This window comes from Telluria sp. Soil_C_11 (assembly GCF_057657395.1).
The window spans coordinates 56477-71147 of record NZ_JBDGIN010000004.1 but is presented as its reverse complement, the minus strand read 5'-3'; the positions used below and the strand labels follow the sequence as shown (position 1 = coordinate 71147).

Sequence of the window (14671 nt, the reverse complement as noted above, 5' to 3'; positions counted from 1 at the left end):
TTCACCGCAGGCCAGGGGCTTGTTTCCATGGGGAATTTGTTAATAAGTCTTGGTGGGATGCAACAATCGTCTGTATGCATATCTCATTTAAAACAAATACTTACGTCAGGAAAATATCTGACTCACTGTTCAGTAGTGTTGTAATATCACGTCGATAAGTGCAGCGGAATTGGGCTGTCTCCAGCAGGGATTGCTGTTTCTGCACTACAATACGAGATTCACCAAATACGATTATTCACTGTGTCCAACCTTGTCGAAATCCGCGATCTGCATTTTTCGTATGGAGATCGCCCCATCCTGTCGAATCTGAGCATGGATTTCCCGCGCGGCAAGCTGATCGCCGTGATGGGCGGCTCCGGCTCGGGCAAGACGACGGTGCTGCGCCTGATCGGCGGCCAGATCCGTCCCCAGCGCGGCACGGTGTCGGTGGACGGCGAAATCGTCCACCAGCTCGACACGGAAAACCTGTACCGCCTGCGCCGCAAGATGGGCATGCTGTTCCAGTTCGGCGCGCTCTTTACCGACCTGACCGTGTTCGAGAACGTGGCCTTCCCGCTGCGCGAACACACGAAGCTGCCCGAAGAAGTGCTGCGCGACCTGGTGCTGATGCGCCTGAACGCGGTCGGCCTGCGCAATGCCGCGCAGCTCAAGCCGAACGAGATCTCGGGCGGCATGGCGCGCCGCGTGGCGCTGGCGCGCGCGATCGCGCTCGATCCCGAACTGATCATGTACGACGAGCCCTTCGCCGGCCTGGACCCGATCTCGATGGGCGTGACCGCCAACCTGATCCGCAACCTGAACGACACCCTCGGCTCGACCTCGATCCTGGTCTCGCACGACGTGAACGAAACCTTCAGCATCGCCGACTACGTGTATTTCCTGTCCGGCGGAAAAATCGTCGCCCAGGGCACGCCGGAAGAGATGCGCGCCTCGAGCGACCCCTACGTCAAGCAGTTCGTCAACGCCGAGCCGGACGGTCCGGTGCCCTTCCACTATCCGGGCAAATCGCTGGCCGAAGACCTGGGCCTAGGAGGCAAGCGATGATTCAGAATTTCCTGGCATTCATCGGCGCCTTCGTGCTGGACACCTTCGCCCGCGTCGGCTTCGTCACCCGCTCGTTCTTCAGGCTGCTGGCCCGGGCGCCCGGCGCGCTGAGGCGTCCGACCCTGATCTCGGAACAGATCCACTTCATCGGCAACTACTCGCTGCTGATCATCGTCGTGTCCGGGCTGTTCGTCGGCATGGTGCTGGGCCTGCAGGGCTATTACACGCTGAGCCAGTTCGGCGCCGACGAAAAGCTCGGCCAGCTGGTGGCGCTGTCGCTGCTGCGCGAACTCGGGCCGGTCGTCACCGCGCTGCTGTTCGCGGGCCGCGCCGGCACCTCGCTGACTGCGGAAATCGGCCTGATGAAGGCCGGCGAGCAGCTGTCGGCCATGGAAATGATGGCGGTGAACCCGGTCCAGCGCGTGCTGGCGCCGCGTTTCTGGGCCGGCGTGGTCGCCATGCCGGTGCTGGCCACCGTGTTCTCCGCGATCGGCGTGATCGGCGGCTACCTGGTCGGCGTGCAGCTGATCGGCGTGGACGAGGGCGCGTTCTGGTCCCAGATGCAGGGCAATATCGACGTGCGCCGCGACATCATGAACGGCGTCCTGAAGAGCTTCGTGTTCGGCGTGGCCGTCACCTTCACCGCCCTGTTCCAGGGCTACGAGGCGCAGCCGACCCCGGAAGGCGTATCGCGCGCCACCACGCGCACCGTCGTGATCGCCTCGCTGATGGTGCTGGCCCTGGACTTCGTCATGACCGCCCTGATGTTCAACAAATAAATGTTCAACAAATAATTGAGAAGATTGGCTGAATTTACGCCTTTATTTATTAGGAAATCTTATGCATCGCAAATCTATTGACGTCTGGGTCGGACTTTTCGTGCTGTTGGGTGCGCTATCGCTCCTTTTCCTCGCCCTCAAGGCAGGTAACATGAGCACCATCTCGTTCACCAAGACGTACGCGATCGTCGGCAAGTTCGACAACATCGGCGGCCTGAAGCCGCAATCGCCCGTCAAGAGCGCAGGCGTGGTCGTGGGCCGGGTCGGCGAGATCACGTTCGACGACAAGAGCTTCCAGGCGCTGGTCCGCCTCGACATGAATCCGGCATACAAGTTCCCGAAAGACAGCTCGCTGAAGATCCTGACCTCGGGCCTGCTGGGCGAGCAATACGTCGGCATCGAAGCCGGCGGCGATACCAACAACCTGGTGGAAGGCGACCGCATCACCCGCACGCAATCGGCGGCGGTGCTGGAAGACCTGATCAACCAATTTATCTATAGCAAGGCAGCGGAAGGAAAGGACGGTGAGAAATGAGCATTCGTAACGCACTGACGCTGGCTGCCGGCGCCGCCGTGCTGCTGAGCGGCTGCGCGAGCACCGCCACCAACCCGCGCGACCCGTTCGAGAAGTTCAACCGGGCAATGTTCAGCTTCAACGACGCGATCGACCGTACCGCGCTGAAGCCGGCCGCCACGGTCTACAAGAACTACACTCCGGACTTCCTGCAGACCGGCGTGAACAACTTCTTCGGCAACCTGTCGGACCTGTGGAGCTCGGTCAACAATTTTGCCCAGCTCAAGGGTCAGGACGGCATGAACGACTTCACCCGTTTTGCCGTGAACTCGACCCTGGGCATGGCCGGCGTGCTCGATATCGCGACCCCGGCCGGCCTGCGCAAGCACAACGAAGACCTGGGCCAGACCCTGGGTTACTGGGGCGTTCCAAGCGGACCCTACTTGATGTTGCCGATTCTGGGCGCATCTACGGTGCGTGACACCATTGCCCTGCCCGGCGACTTCTGGGGCGATCCGTGGGACCACGTGAACGATATCCCGTGGCGTAACAGCGGCATCGTGCTGCGTGCGGTCGACCAGCGCGCCAGCGTGCTGGATGCCTCGAACCTGCTCGAAGACGCTGCCCTCGACCGCTACGAATTCATCCGCGACGGCTACCTGCAGCGCCGCAGCAGCAAGGTGCTGGATACCGACAAGGCCCAGGTCCGCGCCGAAAAGGTCCAGGAAAAGATCGACAAGGTGCAGGAGAAGGTGCAGGAACGACTGGGCGTGAAGAAGACGCAGAACCCGGACGATGCGGTCGACAACCCCGCCCCGGCCGCCCAGGAACAAACCCCGGCACAGCAGGATTCGGCGCCGAACAATCCGCCGGCGCCTGCTCCCGTGTCATCCGAACCGGTACAAAAGTAGTTAACGGGGCTAGCAGCCTCAACCAAGATAAAGGAAGCGTATGAAGCCTATCGCACAACTGATCGTGACCGCCGCCGTCGCGGCTTTCTCCACCAGCGTGATCGCTGCCCCGGCCCCGGCCGCCAACGAAACGCCGGACGTGCTGGTCAAGCGCGTCAGCACCGACGTGATCGATTCCGTCAAGGCCGACAAGGACATCCAGGCCGGCAACAGCCGCAAGATCATCGAACTGGTGAACAGCAAGATCCTGCCGTATGTCGATTCCGACAAGATGACCTCGCAGGCGGCCGGCCGCTTCTGGCGCCAGGCCACCCCGGAGCAGCAGAAACAGCTGTCGGAAGAATTCCGCCAGCTGCTGATCTACACCTATTCCGGCGCGCTCTCGCAGATCAAGAACGAAACGATCGAGTTCAAGCCCTTCCGCGCCGACCCGGCCGACACCGAAGTCGAAGTCAAATCGCAGGTCAACCTGACCCGCGGCGAGCCGATCACCCTGAACTACCGCCTGAGCAAGACCCCGCAGGGCTGGAAGATCTTCGACCTGAACGTGATGGGCGCCTGGCTGGTCGAGACCTACAAGTCGACCTTCGCCTCAGAGATCAGCAAGGGCGGCATCGATGGCCTGATCAAGAAGCTGCACGACCGTAACCAGCAGCTGGCCAACAAGCCGCTGAAGGCCCCGCAGAAGTAAGCATGGCGGAATCCAATCCCATGCTTTCGCTGGACGCCCTGACCTTCCAGAACGCCCAGGCGGCGCTGGAGCAGGGCTGCGCCGCCTTGGGCGCCGGCGAAACCGTGTTCGACCTCGGCGGCGTGCGCGCCGCCGATTCCTCGGCCCTGGCGCTGATGCTGGCCTGGCAGCGCCGCGCCCAGGCCCAGGGGCGCAAGCTCTCCTTCGTCAACGTGCCGGCCAACGTCGATGCGCTGGCGCGCCTGTATGGCGTCGATGGCCTGATCGGCCAGAGCGCGTAACGCTCCAGGCTTGAACGTCATGCCGGGCGGGATGCCGAACCCGTCATGACGATTTCTTCTATAATGGCTCGTTTCCCCTGCACGGCCCGCCGTCCCGGCGCGGCTTCCTACGCATGACAGCAGCCATCCAGATAGACAGCGTCGAGAAAAGCTACAAGGGCTTCAAGGCCCTCAAGGGCGTTTCCCTGACCATCGAACAAGGCGAGTTCTTCGGCCTGCTCGGGCCGAACGGCGCCGGCAAGACCACCCTCATTTCCTGCATCGCCGGCCTGATCCGGCCGGACGTGGGCAGCGTGCGCGTGCACGGCCACGACGTCACGAAGGACTTCCGCGCGGCCCGCATGGCGCTCGGCGTGGTGCCCCAGGAACTGGTGTTCGATCCCTTCTTCACGGTGCGCGAGACGCTGCGCCTGCAGTCCGGCTACTTCGGCCTGAAGAACAACGACGAGTGGATCGACGAGGTCATGGAAAGCCTCGACCTGACCGCCAAGGCCGACGTCAACATGCGCGCCCTGTCCGGCGGCATGAAGCGGCGCGTGCTGGTGGCCCAGGCCCTGGTGCACAAGCCGCCCGTGATCGTGCTCGACGAGCCGACCGCCGGCGTCGACGTCGAACTGCGCCAGACCCTGTGGAAGTTCATCTCGCGCCTGAACCGCGAAGGCCACACCGTGGTCCTGACCACGCACTACCTCGAAGAAGCGCAGGCCATGTGCCAGCGCGTGGCGATGCTCAAGACCGGCAACGTGGTCGCGCTGGACACCATGTCGCAGCTGCTGCGCCGCGTGTCGGGCTCCTCGCTGATCGTGCACCTGAAGCACGGCGGCCTGCCGGAAGGCCTGCGCCAGCTGGTCTCGCACAATGAAGAAGATGCGCACGACGAAGGCAAGGGCAATGGCGGCAACAAGTACACCCTGCGCGTGAACGAGTACGGCGAGGTCGAGCACATCCTGGCGCGCCTGCGCGAGTCCGGCGCCGAGATCGACGAGATGCAGCTGCAGCAGGCCGACCTGGAAGACATTTTTATCCAGATCATGGAAGGCGAATCAAAAGCTGGAGTATCGGTTCGATGAATTTTGTTTCCGTGGGTTTCAAGACCCTGTTCTACAAAGAGATCCTGCGCTTCTGGAAGGTCGCCACCCAGACCATCGCCGCGCCGATCGTCACCTCGATGCTGTACCTGCTGATCTTCGGCCACGTGCTGGAAGGCCGCGTGCAGATGCTCGAAGGCGTGGACTACACCGCCTTCCTGATCCCGGGCCTGGTGATGATGAGCGTGCTGCAGAACGCCTTCGCCAATTCCTCGTCGTCGCTGATCCAGTCGAAAATCACGGGCAACCTGGTGTTCATCCTGCTGCCGCCGCTGTCGCACTGGGAAATCCTGTCGGCCTACGTGACGGCCTCGATCGTGCGCGGGCTCTCGGTGGGCCTGGGCGTGTTCGTGATCACCGCCTGGTTCGCGCACCTGTCCTTCACCTTCCCGCTGTGGATCATCGTGTTCGCCCTGCTGGGCGCGGCGATCCTCGGCACGATGGGCGTGATCGCCGGGATCTGGGCCGAGAAGTTCGACCAGCTGGCCGCGTTCCAGAACTTTTTGATCATGCCTGCAACATTTTTGGCCGGCGTGTTCTATTCGATCAAGAAACTGCCCCCGTTCTGGCTCGCAGTCTCGCATTTCAACCCGTTCTTTTATATGATTGACGGGTTCCGTTACGGTTTCTTCGGCAAGTCGGACGTCTCGCCCTGGACCAGCCTGGCCATCGTCGCCGTGTTCTTCGTGGTGCTGGCGGGCGTCGCCATCCACCTGCTCCGCCGCGGCTACAAGCTGCGCCACTAAGATTTATTCAGAATTCATCATGGCTACCACACCTGAACTCATCCACGGCTACATCCAGGCCGGCCTGGAGACCACCCACCTCGAAGTCGAGGGCGATGGCCAGCACTTCAGCGCCGTCATCGTGTCGCCGGCGTTTGCCGGCAAGAGCCGCATCCAGCGCCACCAGATCGTCTACGCCGCGCTCGGCGACCGCATGCGCGAGGAGATCCACGCGCTGTCGATGAAGACGATGACCCCCGACGAATATAAGTAACTGAGCAAGGATAAGCACATGGACAAGCTCCAGATCACCGGCGGCAAACGCCTGAACGGCGACATCGTCATCTCGGGCGCCAAGAACGCCGCGCTGCCCATCCTGTGCGCCGGCCTCCTGACCGCGGGCGACCTCGAACTGTCGAACGTGCCGCGCCTGCACGACGTGCGCACCATGCTCAAGCTGCTCGAGCAGACCGGCCTGAAGGTGACCCAGGACGACGAAAACGTCACCCTGAACGGCGCCAACATCGACAGGCTCGAAGCGCCGTACGAACTGGTGAAGACCATGCGCGCCTCGATCCTGGTGCTGGGCCCGATGCTGGCGCGCTTCGGCGAAGCCAAGGTCTCGCTGCCGGGCGGCTGCGCGATCGGTTCGCGCCCGGTCGACCAGCACATCAAGGGCCTGCGCGCGATGGGCGCCGAGATCACGATCGAAGGCGGCTACATCCACGCCAGGTGCCCGAAGCTGAAGGGCGCGCGCATCCACACCGACATGATCACCGTGACCGGCACCGAGAACCTGCTGATGGCCGCGGTGCTGGCCGAAGGCGAGACCGTGCTGGAAAACGCCGCGCGCGAGCCGGAAGTGACGGACCTGGCCAACATGCTGGTGGCGATGGGCGCGAAGATCGAGGGCATCGGCACCGACCGCCTGGTGATCCAGGGCGTCGACAGCCTGCACGGCACCAGGCACGCCGTGATCTCGGACCGCATCGAAGCCGCTACCTTCCTGTGCGCGGTGGCGGCGACCGGCGGCGACATCCGCATCACCAATACCCGCACCGACATCTTCGACGTCGCGATCGACAAGCTGCGCCAGATGGGCCTGAAACTGGACGTGGAAAGCAACGCGATCCGCGCGCGCATGGACGGCCGTCCGCACCCGGTGTCGTTCCGCACGACCGAGTATCCGGGCTTCCCGACCGACATGCAGGCCCAGTTCATGGCCGTGAACATCATCGCCGACGGCCCGAGCCGCGTGACCGAGACCATCTTCGAGAACCGCTTCATGCACGTGCAGGAGATGAACCGCCTGGGCGCGCAGATCTCGACCGAGGGCAACACCGCCTTCATGCGCGGCGTCGAGCGCCTGGTGGGCGCGCCGGTGATGGCGACCGACCTGCGCGCCTCGGCCTCGCTGGTGATCGCCGGCCTGGCCGCCGAGGGCACCACCATCGTCGACCGGATCTATCACCTGGATCGCGGGTATGACCGGATGGAGGCGAAGCTGTCGGCGGTGGGTGCTGACATCGTTCGTATCAAATAACGGTACTATTAGCTCAGCGCTAACTCCAAACAACGTCGTCCTCGCGAAAGCGGGGACCCATACTGAGGCTCCGGCAATCGAATCATCGCCCCTCAGTTTGCCTTATTCTGAGGTTCAGCATGGGTTCCCGCTTTCGCGGGAACGACGGTAACTAAAGCAGTCACATGACCAATCCAACCCAGGACAGCTCCCAGCTGATCCTCGCCCTCTCCAAGGGCCGCATCTTCGAAGACACCCTGCCGCTGCTGGCCGCGGCCGGCATCGAGGTGCTGGAAAATCCGGAAACCTCGCGCAAGCTGATCCTGGCCACCAACGACCCGGGCGTGCGCGTGCTGATCGTGCGCGCCACCGACGTGCCGACCTATGTCCAGTACGGCGCCGCCGACTTCGGCGTGGCCGGCAAGGACGTGCTGCTCGAGCATGGCGGCGAAGGCCTGTACCAGCCGGTCGACCTGCGCATCGCCTGCTGCCGCATGTCGGTGGCGGTGAACGCCGGCTTCGACTACGAGACCGCGGTGCGCCAGGGCGCGCGCCTGCGCGTGGCGACCAAGTTCGTGGAAACCGCGCGCGAGCACTTCGCCAAGAAGGGCGTGCACGTCGACCTGATCAAGCTGTACGGCTCGATGGAGCTGGCGCCGCTGGTCGGCCTGTCCGACGCCATCGTCGACGTGGTCTCGACCGGCGGCACGCTGCGCGCCAACAACCTGGTCGAAGTCGAGAAGATCATGGAAATCTCGTCGCGCCTGGTGGTCAACCAGGCCGCGCTCAAGCTCAAGCGCGAGCGCCTGCAACCCATCATCGAGGCGTTCGAACGCGCCTCCAAGCAGCAAGGTCAATGACATGGATGTCCGCAAGCTCGATTCCACCGCCCCCGATTTCAAGCAGCAGCTGACGAAGCTGCTGGCCTTCGAGGCCGAGACCGACGACGCGATCGAATCCGCGGTCGCGAAGATCCTCGCCGACGTCAAGGCGCGCGGCGATGCGGCCGTGCTGGAGTACACGAATAAATTCGACCGTATCCCGGGTGGCGGCGCTGCCGGCATGGCCGCCTTCGACCTGACACAGGACGAGCTGCAGGCCGCGCTGGACGCGCTGCCGGATGCCCAGCGCGCGGCGCTGCAGACCGCCGCCGAACGCATCCGCGTGTTCCACGAGCGCCAGAAGCAGGAACTGAACGGTTTCACGTACACCGAGCCTGACGGCACCGTGCTGGGCCAGCGCGTGACGCCGCTGGACCGCGTCGGCATCTACGTCCCGGGCGGCAAGGCCGCGTATCCGTCGTCGGTGCTGATGAATGCGATCCCGGCGCAGGTCGCCGGCGTGAAGGAGATCGTGATGGTGGTGCCGACCCCGGACGGCATCAAGAACCGCATGGTGCTGGCGGCCGCGGCGATCGCCGGCGTGACCCGCGTGATCACCATCGGCGGCGCCCAGGCCGTCGGCGCCCTGGCCTACGGCACCGAGACGATTCCGGCCGTGGACAAGATCGTCGGCCCGGGCAACGCCTACGTCGCCAGCGCCAAGCGCCGCGTGTTCGGCACGGTCGGCATCGACATGATCGCCGGCCCGTCCGAAATCCTGGTGCTGTGCGACGGCACCACCGATCCGGACTGGGTGGCGATGGACCTGTTCTCCCAGGCCGAGCACGACGAGCTGGCCCAGGCCATCCTGCTGTGCCCGGACGCCGGTTACATCGCGCAGGTCGAAGCCAGCATCCGCAAGCTGCTGCCGACCATGCCGCGCAAGGACACCATCGCGACCTCGCTGGGCGACCGCGGCGCGTTGATCAAGGTGCGCGACATGGAGGAAGCCTGCGCGATCGCCAACGACATCGCCGCCGAACACCTGGAGATCTCGGCCGCCGAGCCGCAGCAGTGGGCCGACCGGATCCGCCATGCGGGCGCGATGTTCCTGGGCCGCTTCTCGTCGGAGTCGCTGGGCGATTACTGCTGCGGCCCCAACCACGTGCTGCCGACCTCGCGCACGGCGCGCTTCTCGTCGCCGCTGGGCGTGTACGACTTCCAGAAGCGCTCCTCGGTGCTGTTCGTGTCCGAAGCCGGCGCCCGGACCCTGGGCAAGGTGGCGGCCGAGCTGGCGTATGGAGAAGGGCTGCAGGCGCACGCGCGCAGCGCAGAACTACGCATCCAAGACAAATCATGACGGCCTGGGTCGACCGGGTCTTCTGCGAGGATGCGCTGGCCGGCATGGCGCGCATCCCCGACGGGTCCATCGACCTGATCCTGACCGATCCGCCGTACAACCTCGGCAAGGACTACGGCAACGCCTCGGACCAGCAGAGCGTGGACGACTACCTGGCCTGGACCGAGCGCTGGATCGACACCGCGCTGCCCAAGCTCAAGCCCAACGGCAGCCTGTACATTTTCCTCACCTGGCGCTTCGCTCCCGAGATCTTCGTCATGCTGAAGAAGCGCATGACCATGATGAACGAGATCATCTGGGACCGCCGGGTGCCCTCGATGGGCGGGAGCGTCCGCAGCTTCAGCTCGGTGCACGACACGATCGGCTTCTTCGTGAAGCGCAAGGACTATTATTTCGACCTGGACGCCGTGCGCATCCCGTACGACGCCGAGACCAAGAAGGCACGCTCGCGCTCGATCTTCGTCGGCGCCAAGTGGCTGGAGGTGGGCTACAACCCGAAAGACCTGTGGAGCGTCTCGCGCCTGCACCGCGAGCACGCGGAGCGGGTCGACCACCCGACCCAGAAGCCGCTCGAGATCATCGAACGCATGCTGAAGGCCTCCTGCCCGCCGGGCGGCGTGGTGCTCGACCCCTTCATGGGCAGCGGCACCACCGCCCTGGCGGCGCGCCGGCTGGGACGGCATTTCGTCGGCTTCGAGCTGAACCCGGCGTATTGCGAGATCATCCAGCAGCGGCTGGCGATGGCGGCGGTGCCGGTGAAGAAAAAGGCTGGGGCTGGGCGCAAGAAAACCACCGTCGTTCCCGCGCAGGCGGGAACCCAAGTCAAGCAGCGTACTACTCAAGCAAACTTGGGTCCCCGCCTTCGCGGGGACGACGAAGCTGCCAACGAACAGAATCTAGACAACGCCACTCAAGGAACCACACCATGACCGACATCGACACCCTCATCGCCAACACGATCCGCGAAGACGTCCGTGCCGGCCATGTCTATAACGTGCCGGACGCCAGCGGCTACATCAAGCTCGACGCGATGGAAAACCCGTACGAGCTGCCGGAAGCGCTGCGCCGCGAGCTCGCCGGCCGCCTGGCCGACGCCGTGCTGAACCGCTATCCGGTGGCCTCGTATTCCACCCTGAAGCAGAAGATCCGCGACAAGCTGGGCGTGCCGGCCGGCTACGACGTCATCCTCGGCAACGGCTCGGACGAGATCATCTCGATCATCGCCATGGCCACCGCGCGCCAGGACAAACGCGCCGTATTGATGGCGCCGAGCCCGGCCTTCGTGATGTTCCAGCGTTCGGCCCAGTTTGCCGGCATGGATTACGTCGGCGTGCCGTTGAAAGCCGATTTCTCGCTCGACCGCGAGGCCATGCTGGCCGCCATCGAGAAGCACAGGCCATCGGTGGTGTTCCTGGCCTATCCGAACAACCCGACCGGCAACCTGTACGATGAAGACGACATGATCGCCATCATCGAGGCGCTGGGCGAGACCGGCATCGCGGTGGTCGACGAGGCGTACCAGCCCTTCGCCCGCACCAGCTTCATGGGCCGCCTGCCGCAGTACCCGAACCTGATGGTGATGCGCACGCTCTCGAAGCTGGGCCTGGCCGGCATCCGCCTCGGCTACCTGGCCGCCGCGCCCGCCCTGCTGCAGCAGTTCGACAAGGTGCGGCCGCCGTACAACATCAACGTGCTGACCCAGGTGGCGGCCGAGTTCGCGCTCGACCATGTTGCCGTGCTGGACGAGCAGGCCGCCCGCCTGAACGAAGCGCGCGGAGAACTGGCCGCGGCGCTGGCCGCGCTGCCGGGCGTGACGGTATTCCCGTCGAGCGCGAATTTCATTACCCTGCGCGTACCGGACGCCGAGCGCACCTGCGCTAAACTGTTCGCCGAACGGGTACTGATTAAAAATTTGAGTAAAATGCACGAACTGCTGGCCAACTGCATCCGCGTGACGGTCAGCACCCCGGAAGAAAACTCCGTATTCCTGAATGCCCTGAAGGCTTCCCTGTAATGACCCGCACCGCAGACATCACGCGCAACACCAGCGAAACGCAGATCCGCGTCGCGCTCAACCTCGACGGCACCGGCCGCCAGAAACTGAACACCGGCGTCCCCTTCCTCGACCACATGCTGGACCAGATCGCCCGCCACGGCCTGTTCGACCTCGAAGTCGAGGCCGTCGGCGACCTGCACATCGACGACCACCATACCGTCGAGGACACCGGCATCACGCTGGGCATGGCGGTCGCCAAGGCGATCGGCGACAAGAAAGGCATCCGCCGCTACGGTCACGCCTATGTGCCGCTGGACGAAGCGCTGTCGCGCGTGGTCATCGATTTTTCCGGCCGCCCGGGCCTGGAATGGCATGTGCCGTTCACCCGCGCCACCATCGGCCGCTTCGACGTCGACCTGACGATCGAGTTTTTCCGCGGCTTCGTCAACCACGCCGGCGTGACCCTGCATGTGGATAACCTGCGCGGCGTGAACGCCCACCACCAGTGCGAAACCGTGTTCAAGGCTTTCGGCCGCGCCCTGCGCATGGCCTCCGAGCTCGACGAGCGCGCGCTCGGCACGATTCCGTCGACCAAGGGCAGCCTGTAATCGATCATGACGAACAAGATTGTTGTGGTTGATGGCTTGGGCAACCTGCGCTCCGTGGCGCAGGCGCTGCGTGCCGCCGCCCCCGAAGCCGAGGTGATCGTCTCCAGCGACGCCGCCGTCATCGACAGCGCCGACCGGGTCGTGCTGCCGGGGCAGGGCGCGATGCGCGACTGCATGCGCAGCCTGCGCGAGTCCGGCGCCGAGGAAGCGGTGCTGCGCGCCATGAAGACGCGCCCGGTGATGGGCGTGTGCGTGGGCGAGCAGATGCTGTTCGACGCCAGCGAAGAAAACGGGGGCACGCCCGGCTTGGGCTTGCTGCCCGGCAGGGTCGTGCGTTTCCAGCTCGACGGCAAGCTGCAGGCCGACGGCTCGCGCTTCAAGGTCCCGCAGATGGGCTGGAACCGCCTGCGCCAGGTGCGCGCGCACCCGCTGTGGGAAGGCGTCGAGGACGGCGCGTATTTCTATTTCGTGCACAGCTATTACGCGCAGCCGGCCAACCCGCAGGACACGATCGGCGAAGCCGACTACGGCGGCCCCTACTGCTGCGCGGTTGCCCGCGACAATATCGTCGCCACCCAGTTCCACCCCGAGAAAAGCGCGGCCGCCGGCCTGCGCCTGTATCGCAATTTCATCCACTGGAATCCTTAACCTTTTTACGACCATGCTGCTGATCCCCGCCATCGACCTGAAAGACGGTCACTGCGTTCGCCTGAAACAGGGCGATATGGACCTCGCCACCGTGTTCTCCGAAGATCCCGCCGAGATGGCGCTGCACTGGCTGAAGAAAGGTGCGCGCCGCCTGCACCTGGTCGACCTGAACGGCGCCTTCGCCGGCAAGCCGAAGAACGAGGACGCCATCAAGTCGATCCTGCAGGTGGTGCAGGAGTACGCGCTTGAAAACGACCTGGACGAGATCCCGGTCCAGCTCGGCGGCGGCATCCGCGACCTCGACACCATCGAGCGCTACCTGGACGACGGCATCACCTACATCATCGTCGGCACCGCCGCGGTGAAGAACCCGGGCTTCCTGCACGACGCCTGCGGCGCCTTCCCGGGCTCGATCATCGTCGGCCTGGACGCCAAGGACGGCAAGGTGGCGACCGACGGCTGGAGCAAGATGTCGGGCCACGAAGTCATCGACCTGGCCAAGAAGTTCGAGGGCTACGGCGTCGAATCGATCGTCTACACCGACATCGGCCGCGACGGCATGATGGGCGGCGTGAACATCGAAGCGACCGTGCGCCTGGCGCAGGCCGTCAAGATCCCGATCATCGCTTCCGGCGGCCTGCACAACCTGGCCGACGTCGAAGCCCTGTGCGCGGTGCAGGACGAAGGCATCGAAGGCGTGATCTGCGGCCGCTCGATCTACGAAGGCACGCTCGACCTGGCCAGTGCGCAGGAGCGGGCGGACGAGCTGACCGAGGGCGCGCAGGCCTGATTGTTTCACCGTCGTCCCCGCGCAGGCGGGGATCCAAGTTCTGTTTGCATCTCGACTGCTTATGCAAACTTGGATTCCCGCCTGCGCGGGAATGACGGTTTTGAAGTTAACACATAAATTATGCTCGCAAAACGCATCATCCCCTGCCTCGACGTCACCGGCGGCCGCGTGGTCAAGGGCGTCAATTTCACCGAGCTGCGCGATGCCGGCGACCCGGTCGAGATCGCGCGCCGCTACGATGGCCAGGGCGCCGACGAGATCACCTTCCTCGACATCACCGCATCGAGCGACGGCCGCGACCTGATCCTGCCGATCATCGAAGCCGTGGCCTCGACCGTCTTCATCCCGCTGACGGTGGGCGGCGGCGTGCGCAAGGTCGAGGACGTGCGCCGCTTGCTGAACGCCGGCGCCGACAAGGTGTCGATGAACACCTCCGCTGTGACCAACCCGCAGCTGGTGCACGACGCCTCGCAGAAGCACGGCTCGCAGTGCATCGTGGTGGCGATCGACGCCAAGCAGGTCGCGCCCGGCAGGTGGGAGGTGTTCACCCACGGCGGCCGCAACCCGACCGGCCTCGATGCCGTCGAGTGGGCGCGCAAGATGGAAAGCCTGGGCGCAGGCGAGCTGCTGCTGACCAGCATGGACCGCGACGGCACCAAGTCCGGCTTCGACCTCGGCCTGACGCGCGCCGTCTCGGACGCGGTCGGCATCCCGGTGATCGCTTCCGGCGGCGTGGGCGGCCTGCAGGACCTGGCCGACGGCATCCTGGAAGGCCACGCGGACGCCGTGCTGGCCGCCAGTATCTTCCACTACGGCCAGCACACGGTCGGCGAAGCCAAGCGCTTCATGCAGGCGCGCGGCATCCCGATGCGCCTGGATTAACGAACAACCCG

At 64.6% G+C, this 14671-nt stretch carries 18 protein-coding genes; all 18 read left to right on the top strand.

The genetic code is table 11. The features are described from left to right. Window positions 1–240: 240 nt before the first annotated feature. Complete coding sequence (locus AC3A6M_RS08320) at window positions 241–1044, top strand: ABC transporter ATP-binding protein (protein ID WP_487852255.1); 804 nt, start codon at window positions 241–243, stop codon at window positions 1042–1044. Continuing rightward, complete coding sequence (gene mlaE, locus AC3A6M_RS08315) at window positions 1041–1823, top strand: lipid asymmetry maintenance ABC transporter permease subunit MlaE (protein ID WP_487852254.1); 783 nt, start codon at window positions 1041–1043, stop codon at window positions 1821–1823. Before AC3A6M_RS08320 ends, mlaE begins: the two co-directional genes overlap by 4 nt. Before the next feature lie 61 nt (window positions 1824–1884). Further along, window positions 1885–2358 carry an outer membrane lipid asymmetry maintenance protein MlaD gene (mlaD, locus tag AC3A6M_RS08310; protein WP_487852253.1) on the top strand — a complete coding sequence of 158 codons (474 nt, stop codon included), beginning with the start codon at window positions 1885–1887 and terminating at the stop codon, window positions 2356–2358. Further along, on the top strand, window positions 2355–3248 hold the full coding sequence (locus AC3A6M_RS08305; protein WP_487852252.1) for an MlaA family lipoprotein: 894 nt from the start codon (window positions 2355–2357) through the stop codon (window positions 3246–3248). Before mlaD ends, AC3A6M_RS08305 begins: the two co-directional genes overlap by 4 nt. Before the next feature lie 40 nt (window positions 3249–3288). Continuing rightward, complete coding sequence (locus tag AC3A6M_RS08300) at window positions 3289–3939, top strand: MlaC/ttg2D family ABC transporter substrate-binding protein (RefSeq protein ID WP_487852251.1); 651 nt, start codon at window positions 3289–3291, stop codon at window positions 3937–3939. 2 nt (window positions 3940–3941) lie between these two features. Next, the gene (locus tag AC3A6M_RS08295; protein WP_487852250.1) at window positions 3942–4220 is read left to right on the top strand and encodes an STAS domain-containing protein; all 279 of its coding nucleotides are present in this window, start codon (window positions 3942–3944) and stop codon (window positions 4218–4220) included. A 113-nt stretch (window positions 4221–4333) separates the two neighbouring features. After that, window positions 4334–5290 carry an ABC transporter ATP-binding protein gene (locus tag AC3A6M_RS08290; protein ID WP_487852249.1) on the top strand — a complete coding sequence of 319 codons (957 nt, stop codon included), beginning with the start codon at window positions 4334–4336 and terminating at the stop codon, window positions 5288–5290. Continuing rightward, the gene (locus AC3A6M_RS08285; RefSeq protein WP_487852248.1) at window positions 5287–6054 is read left to right on the top strand and encodes an ABC transporter permease; all 768 of its coding nucleotides are present in this window, start codon (window positions 5287–5289) and stop codon (window positions 6052–6054) included. Before AC3A6M_RS08290 ends, AC3A6M_RS08285 begins: the two co-directional genes overlap by 4 nt. 19 nt (window positions 6055–6073) lie before the next feature. Then, a complete protein-coding gene (locus tag AC3A6M_RS08280) occupies window positions 6074–6307 on the top strand; it encodes a BolA family protein (RefSeq protein WP_487852247.1) in 234 nt (77 codons plus the stop codon). An 18-nt stretch (window positions 6308–6325) separates the two neighbouring features. After that, on the top strand, window positions 6326–7576 hold the full coding sequence (murA, locus tag AC3A6M_RS08275; protein WP_487852246.1) for a UDP-N-acetylglucosamine 1-carboxyvinyltransferase: 1251 nt from the start codon (window positions 6326–6328) through the stop codon (window positions 7574–7576). 164 nt (window positions 7577–7740) lie between these two features. Then, entirely contained in the window at window positions 7741–8415 is a 675-nt protein-coding gene (hisG, locus tag AC3A6M_RS08270) for an ATP phosphoribosyltransferase (protein ID WP_487852245.1), read from the top strand. Between the two features lies 1 nt (window position 8416). Next, complete coding sequence (gene hisD / locus AC3A6M_RS08265; protein WP_487852244.1) at window positions 8417–9736, top strand: histidinol dehydrogenase; 1320 nt, start codon at window positions 8417–8419, stop codon at window positions 9734–9736. Beyond that, the gene (locus AC3A6M_RS08260; RefSeq protein ID WP_487852243.1) at window positions 9733–10665 is read left to right on the top strand and encodes a DNA-methyltransferase; all 933 of its coding nucleotides are present in this window, start codon (window positions 9733–9735) and stop codon (window positions 10663–10665) included. Before hisD ends, AC3A6M_RS08260 begins: the two co-directional genes overlap by 4 nt. Further along, window positions 10662–11750, top strand: a complete 1089-nt coding sequence (hisC, locus tag AC3A6M_RS08255) for a histidinol-phosphate transaminase (RefSeq protein WP_487852242.1) — start codon at window positions 10662–10664, stop codon at window positions 11748–11750. Before AC3A6M_RS08260 ends, hisC begins: the two co-directional genes overlap by 4 nt. Further along, the gene (gene hisB / locus AC3A6M_RS08250; RefSeq protein ID WP_487852241.1) at window positions 11750–12340 is read left to right on the top strand and encodes an imidazoleglycerol-phosphate dehydratase HisB; all 591 of its coding nucleotides are present in this window, start codon (window positions 11750–11752) and stop codon (window positions 12338–12340) included. The genes hisC and hisB overlap by 1 nt, the downstream gene beginning before the upstream one ends. A gap of 6 nt (window positions 12341–12346) precedes the next feature. After that, on the top strand, window positions 12347–12988 hold the full coding sequence (gene hisH, locus AC3A6M_RS08245; protein WP_487852240.1) for an imidazole glycerol phosphate synthase subunit HisH: 642 nt from the start codon (window positions 12347–12349) through the stop codon (window positions 12986–12988). Between the two features lie 13 nt (window positions 12989–13001). After that, on the top strand, window positions 13002–13778 hold the full coding sequence (hisA, locus tag AC3A6M_RS08240; RefSeq protein WP_487852239.1) for a 1-(5-phosphoribosyl)-5-[(5-phosphoribosylamino)methylideneamino]imidazole-4-carboxamide isomerase: 777 nt from the start codon (window positions 13002–13004) through the stop codon (window positions 13776–13778). Window positions 13779–13895: 117 nt separating this feature from the next. Next, complete coding sequence (gene hisF / locus AC3A6M_RS08235) at window positions 13896–14660, top strand: imidazole glycerol phosphate synthase subunit HisF (protein WP_487852607.1); 765 nt, start codon at window positions 13896–13898, stop codon at window positions 14658–14660. The last annotated feature ends 11 nt before the right edge of the window (window positions 14661–14671 follow it).

Coding starts and splice junctions, on each gene's coding strand:
- mlaE (WP_487852254.1), top strand. CDS start 1,041: ATGATTCAGAATTTCCTGGCATTCATCGGCGCCTTCGTGCTGGACACC.
- hisD (WP_487852244.1), top strand. CDS start 8,417: ATGGATGTCCGCAAGCTCGATTCCACCGCCCCCGATTTCAAGCAGCAG.
- hisH (WP_487852240.1), top strand. CDS start 12,347: ATGACGAACAAGATTGTTGTGGTTGATGGCTTGGGCAACCTGCGCTCC.
- AC3A6M_RS08280 (WP_487852247.1), top strand. CDS start 6,074: ATGGCTACCACACCTGAACTCATCCACGGCTACATCCAGGCCGGCCTG.
- AC3A6M_RS08305 (WP_487852252.1), top strand. CDS start 2,355: ATGAGCATTCGTAACGCACTGACGCTGGCTGCCGGCGCCGCCGTGCTG.
- AC3A6M_RS08260 (WP_487852243.1), top strand. CDS start 9,733: ATGACGGCCTGGGTCGACCGGGTCTTCTGCGAGGATGCGCTGGCCGGC.
- hisA (WP_487852239.1), top strand. CDS start 13,002: ATGCTGCTGATCCCCGCCATCGACCTGAAAGACGGTCACTGCGTTCGC.
- AC3A6M_RS08290 (WP_487852249.1), top strand. CDS start 4,334: ATGACAGCAGCCATCCAGATAGACAGCGTCGAGAAAAGCTACAAGGGC.
- AC3A6M_RS08295 (WP_487852250.1), top strand. CDS start 3,942: ATGGCGGAATCCAATCCCATGCTTTCGCTGGACGCCCTGACCTTCCAG.
- murA (WP_487852246.1), top strand. CDS start 6,326: ATGGACAAGCTCCAGATCACCGGCGGCAAACGCCTGAACGGCGACATC.
- hisC (WP_487852242.1), top strand. CDS start 10,662: ATGACCGACATCGACACCCTCATCGCCAACACGATCCGCGAAGACGTC.
- AC3A6M_RS08285 (WP_487852248.1), top strand. CDS start 5,287: ATGAATTTTGTTTCCGTGGGTTTCAAGACCCTGTTCTACAAAGAGATC.
- hisG (WP_487852245.1), top strand. CDS start 7,741: ATGACCAATCCAACCCAGGACAGCTCCCAGCTGATCCTCGCCCTCTCC.
- hisB (WP_487852241.1), top strand. CDS start 11,750: ATGACCCGCACCGCAGACATCACGCGCAACACCAGCGAAACGCAGATC.
- mlaD (WP_487852253.1), top strand. CDS start 1,885: ATGCATCGCAAATCTATTGACGTCTGGGTCGGACTTTTCGTGCTGTTG.
- AC3A6M_RS08300 (WP_487852251.1), top strand. CDS start 3,289: ATGAAGCCTATCGCACAACTGATCGTGACCGCCGCCGTCGCGGCTTTC.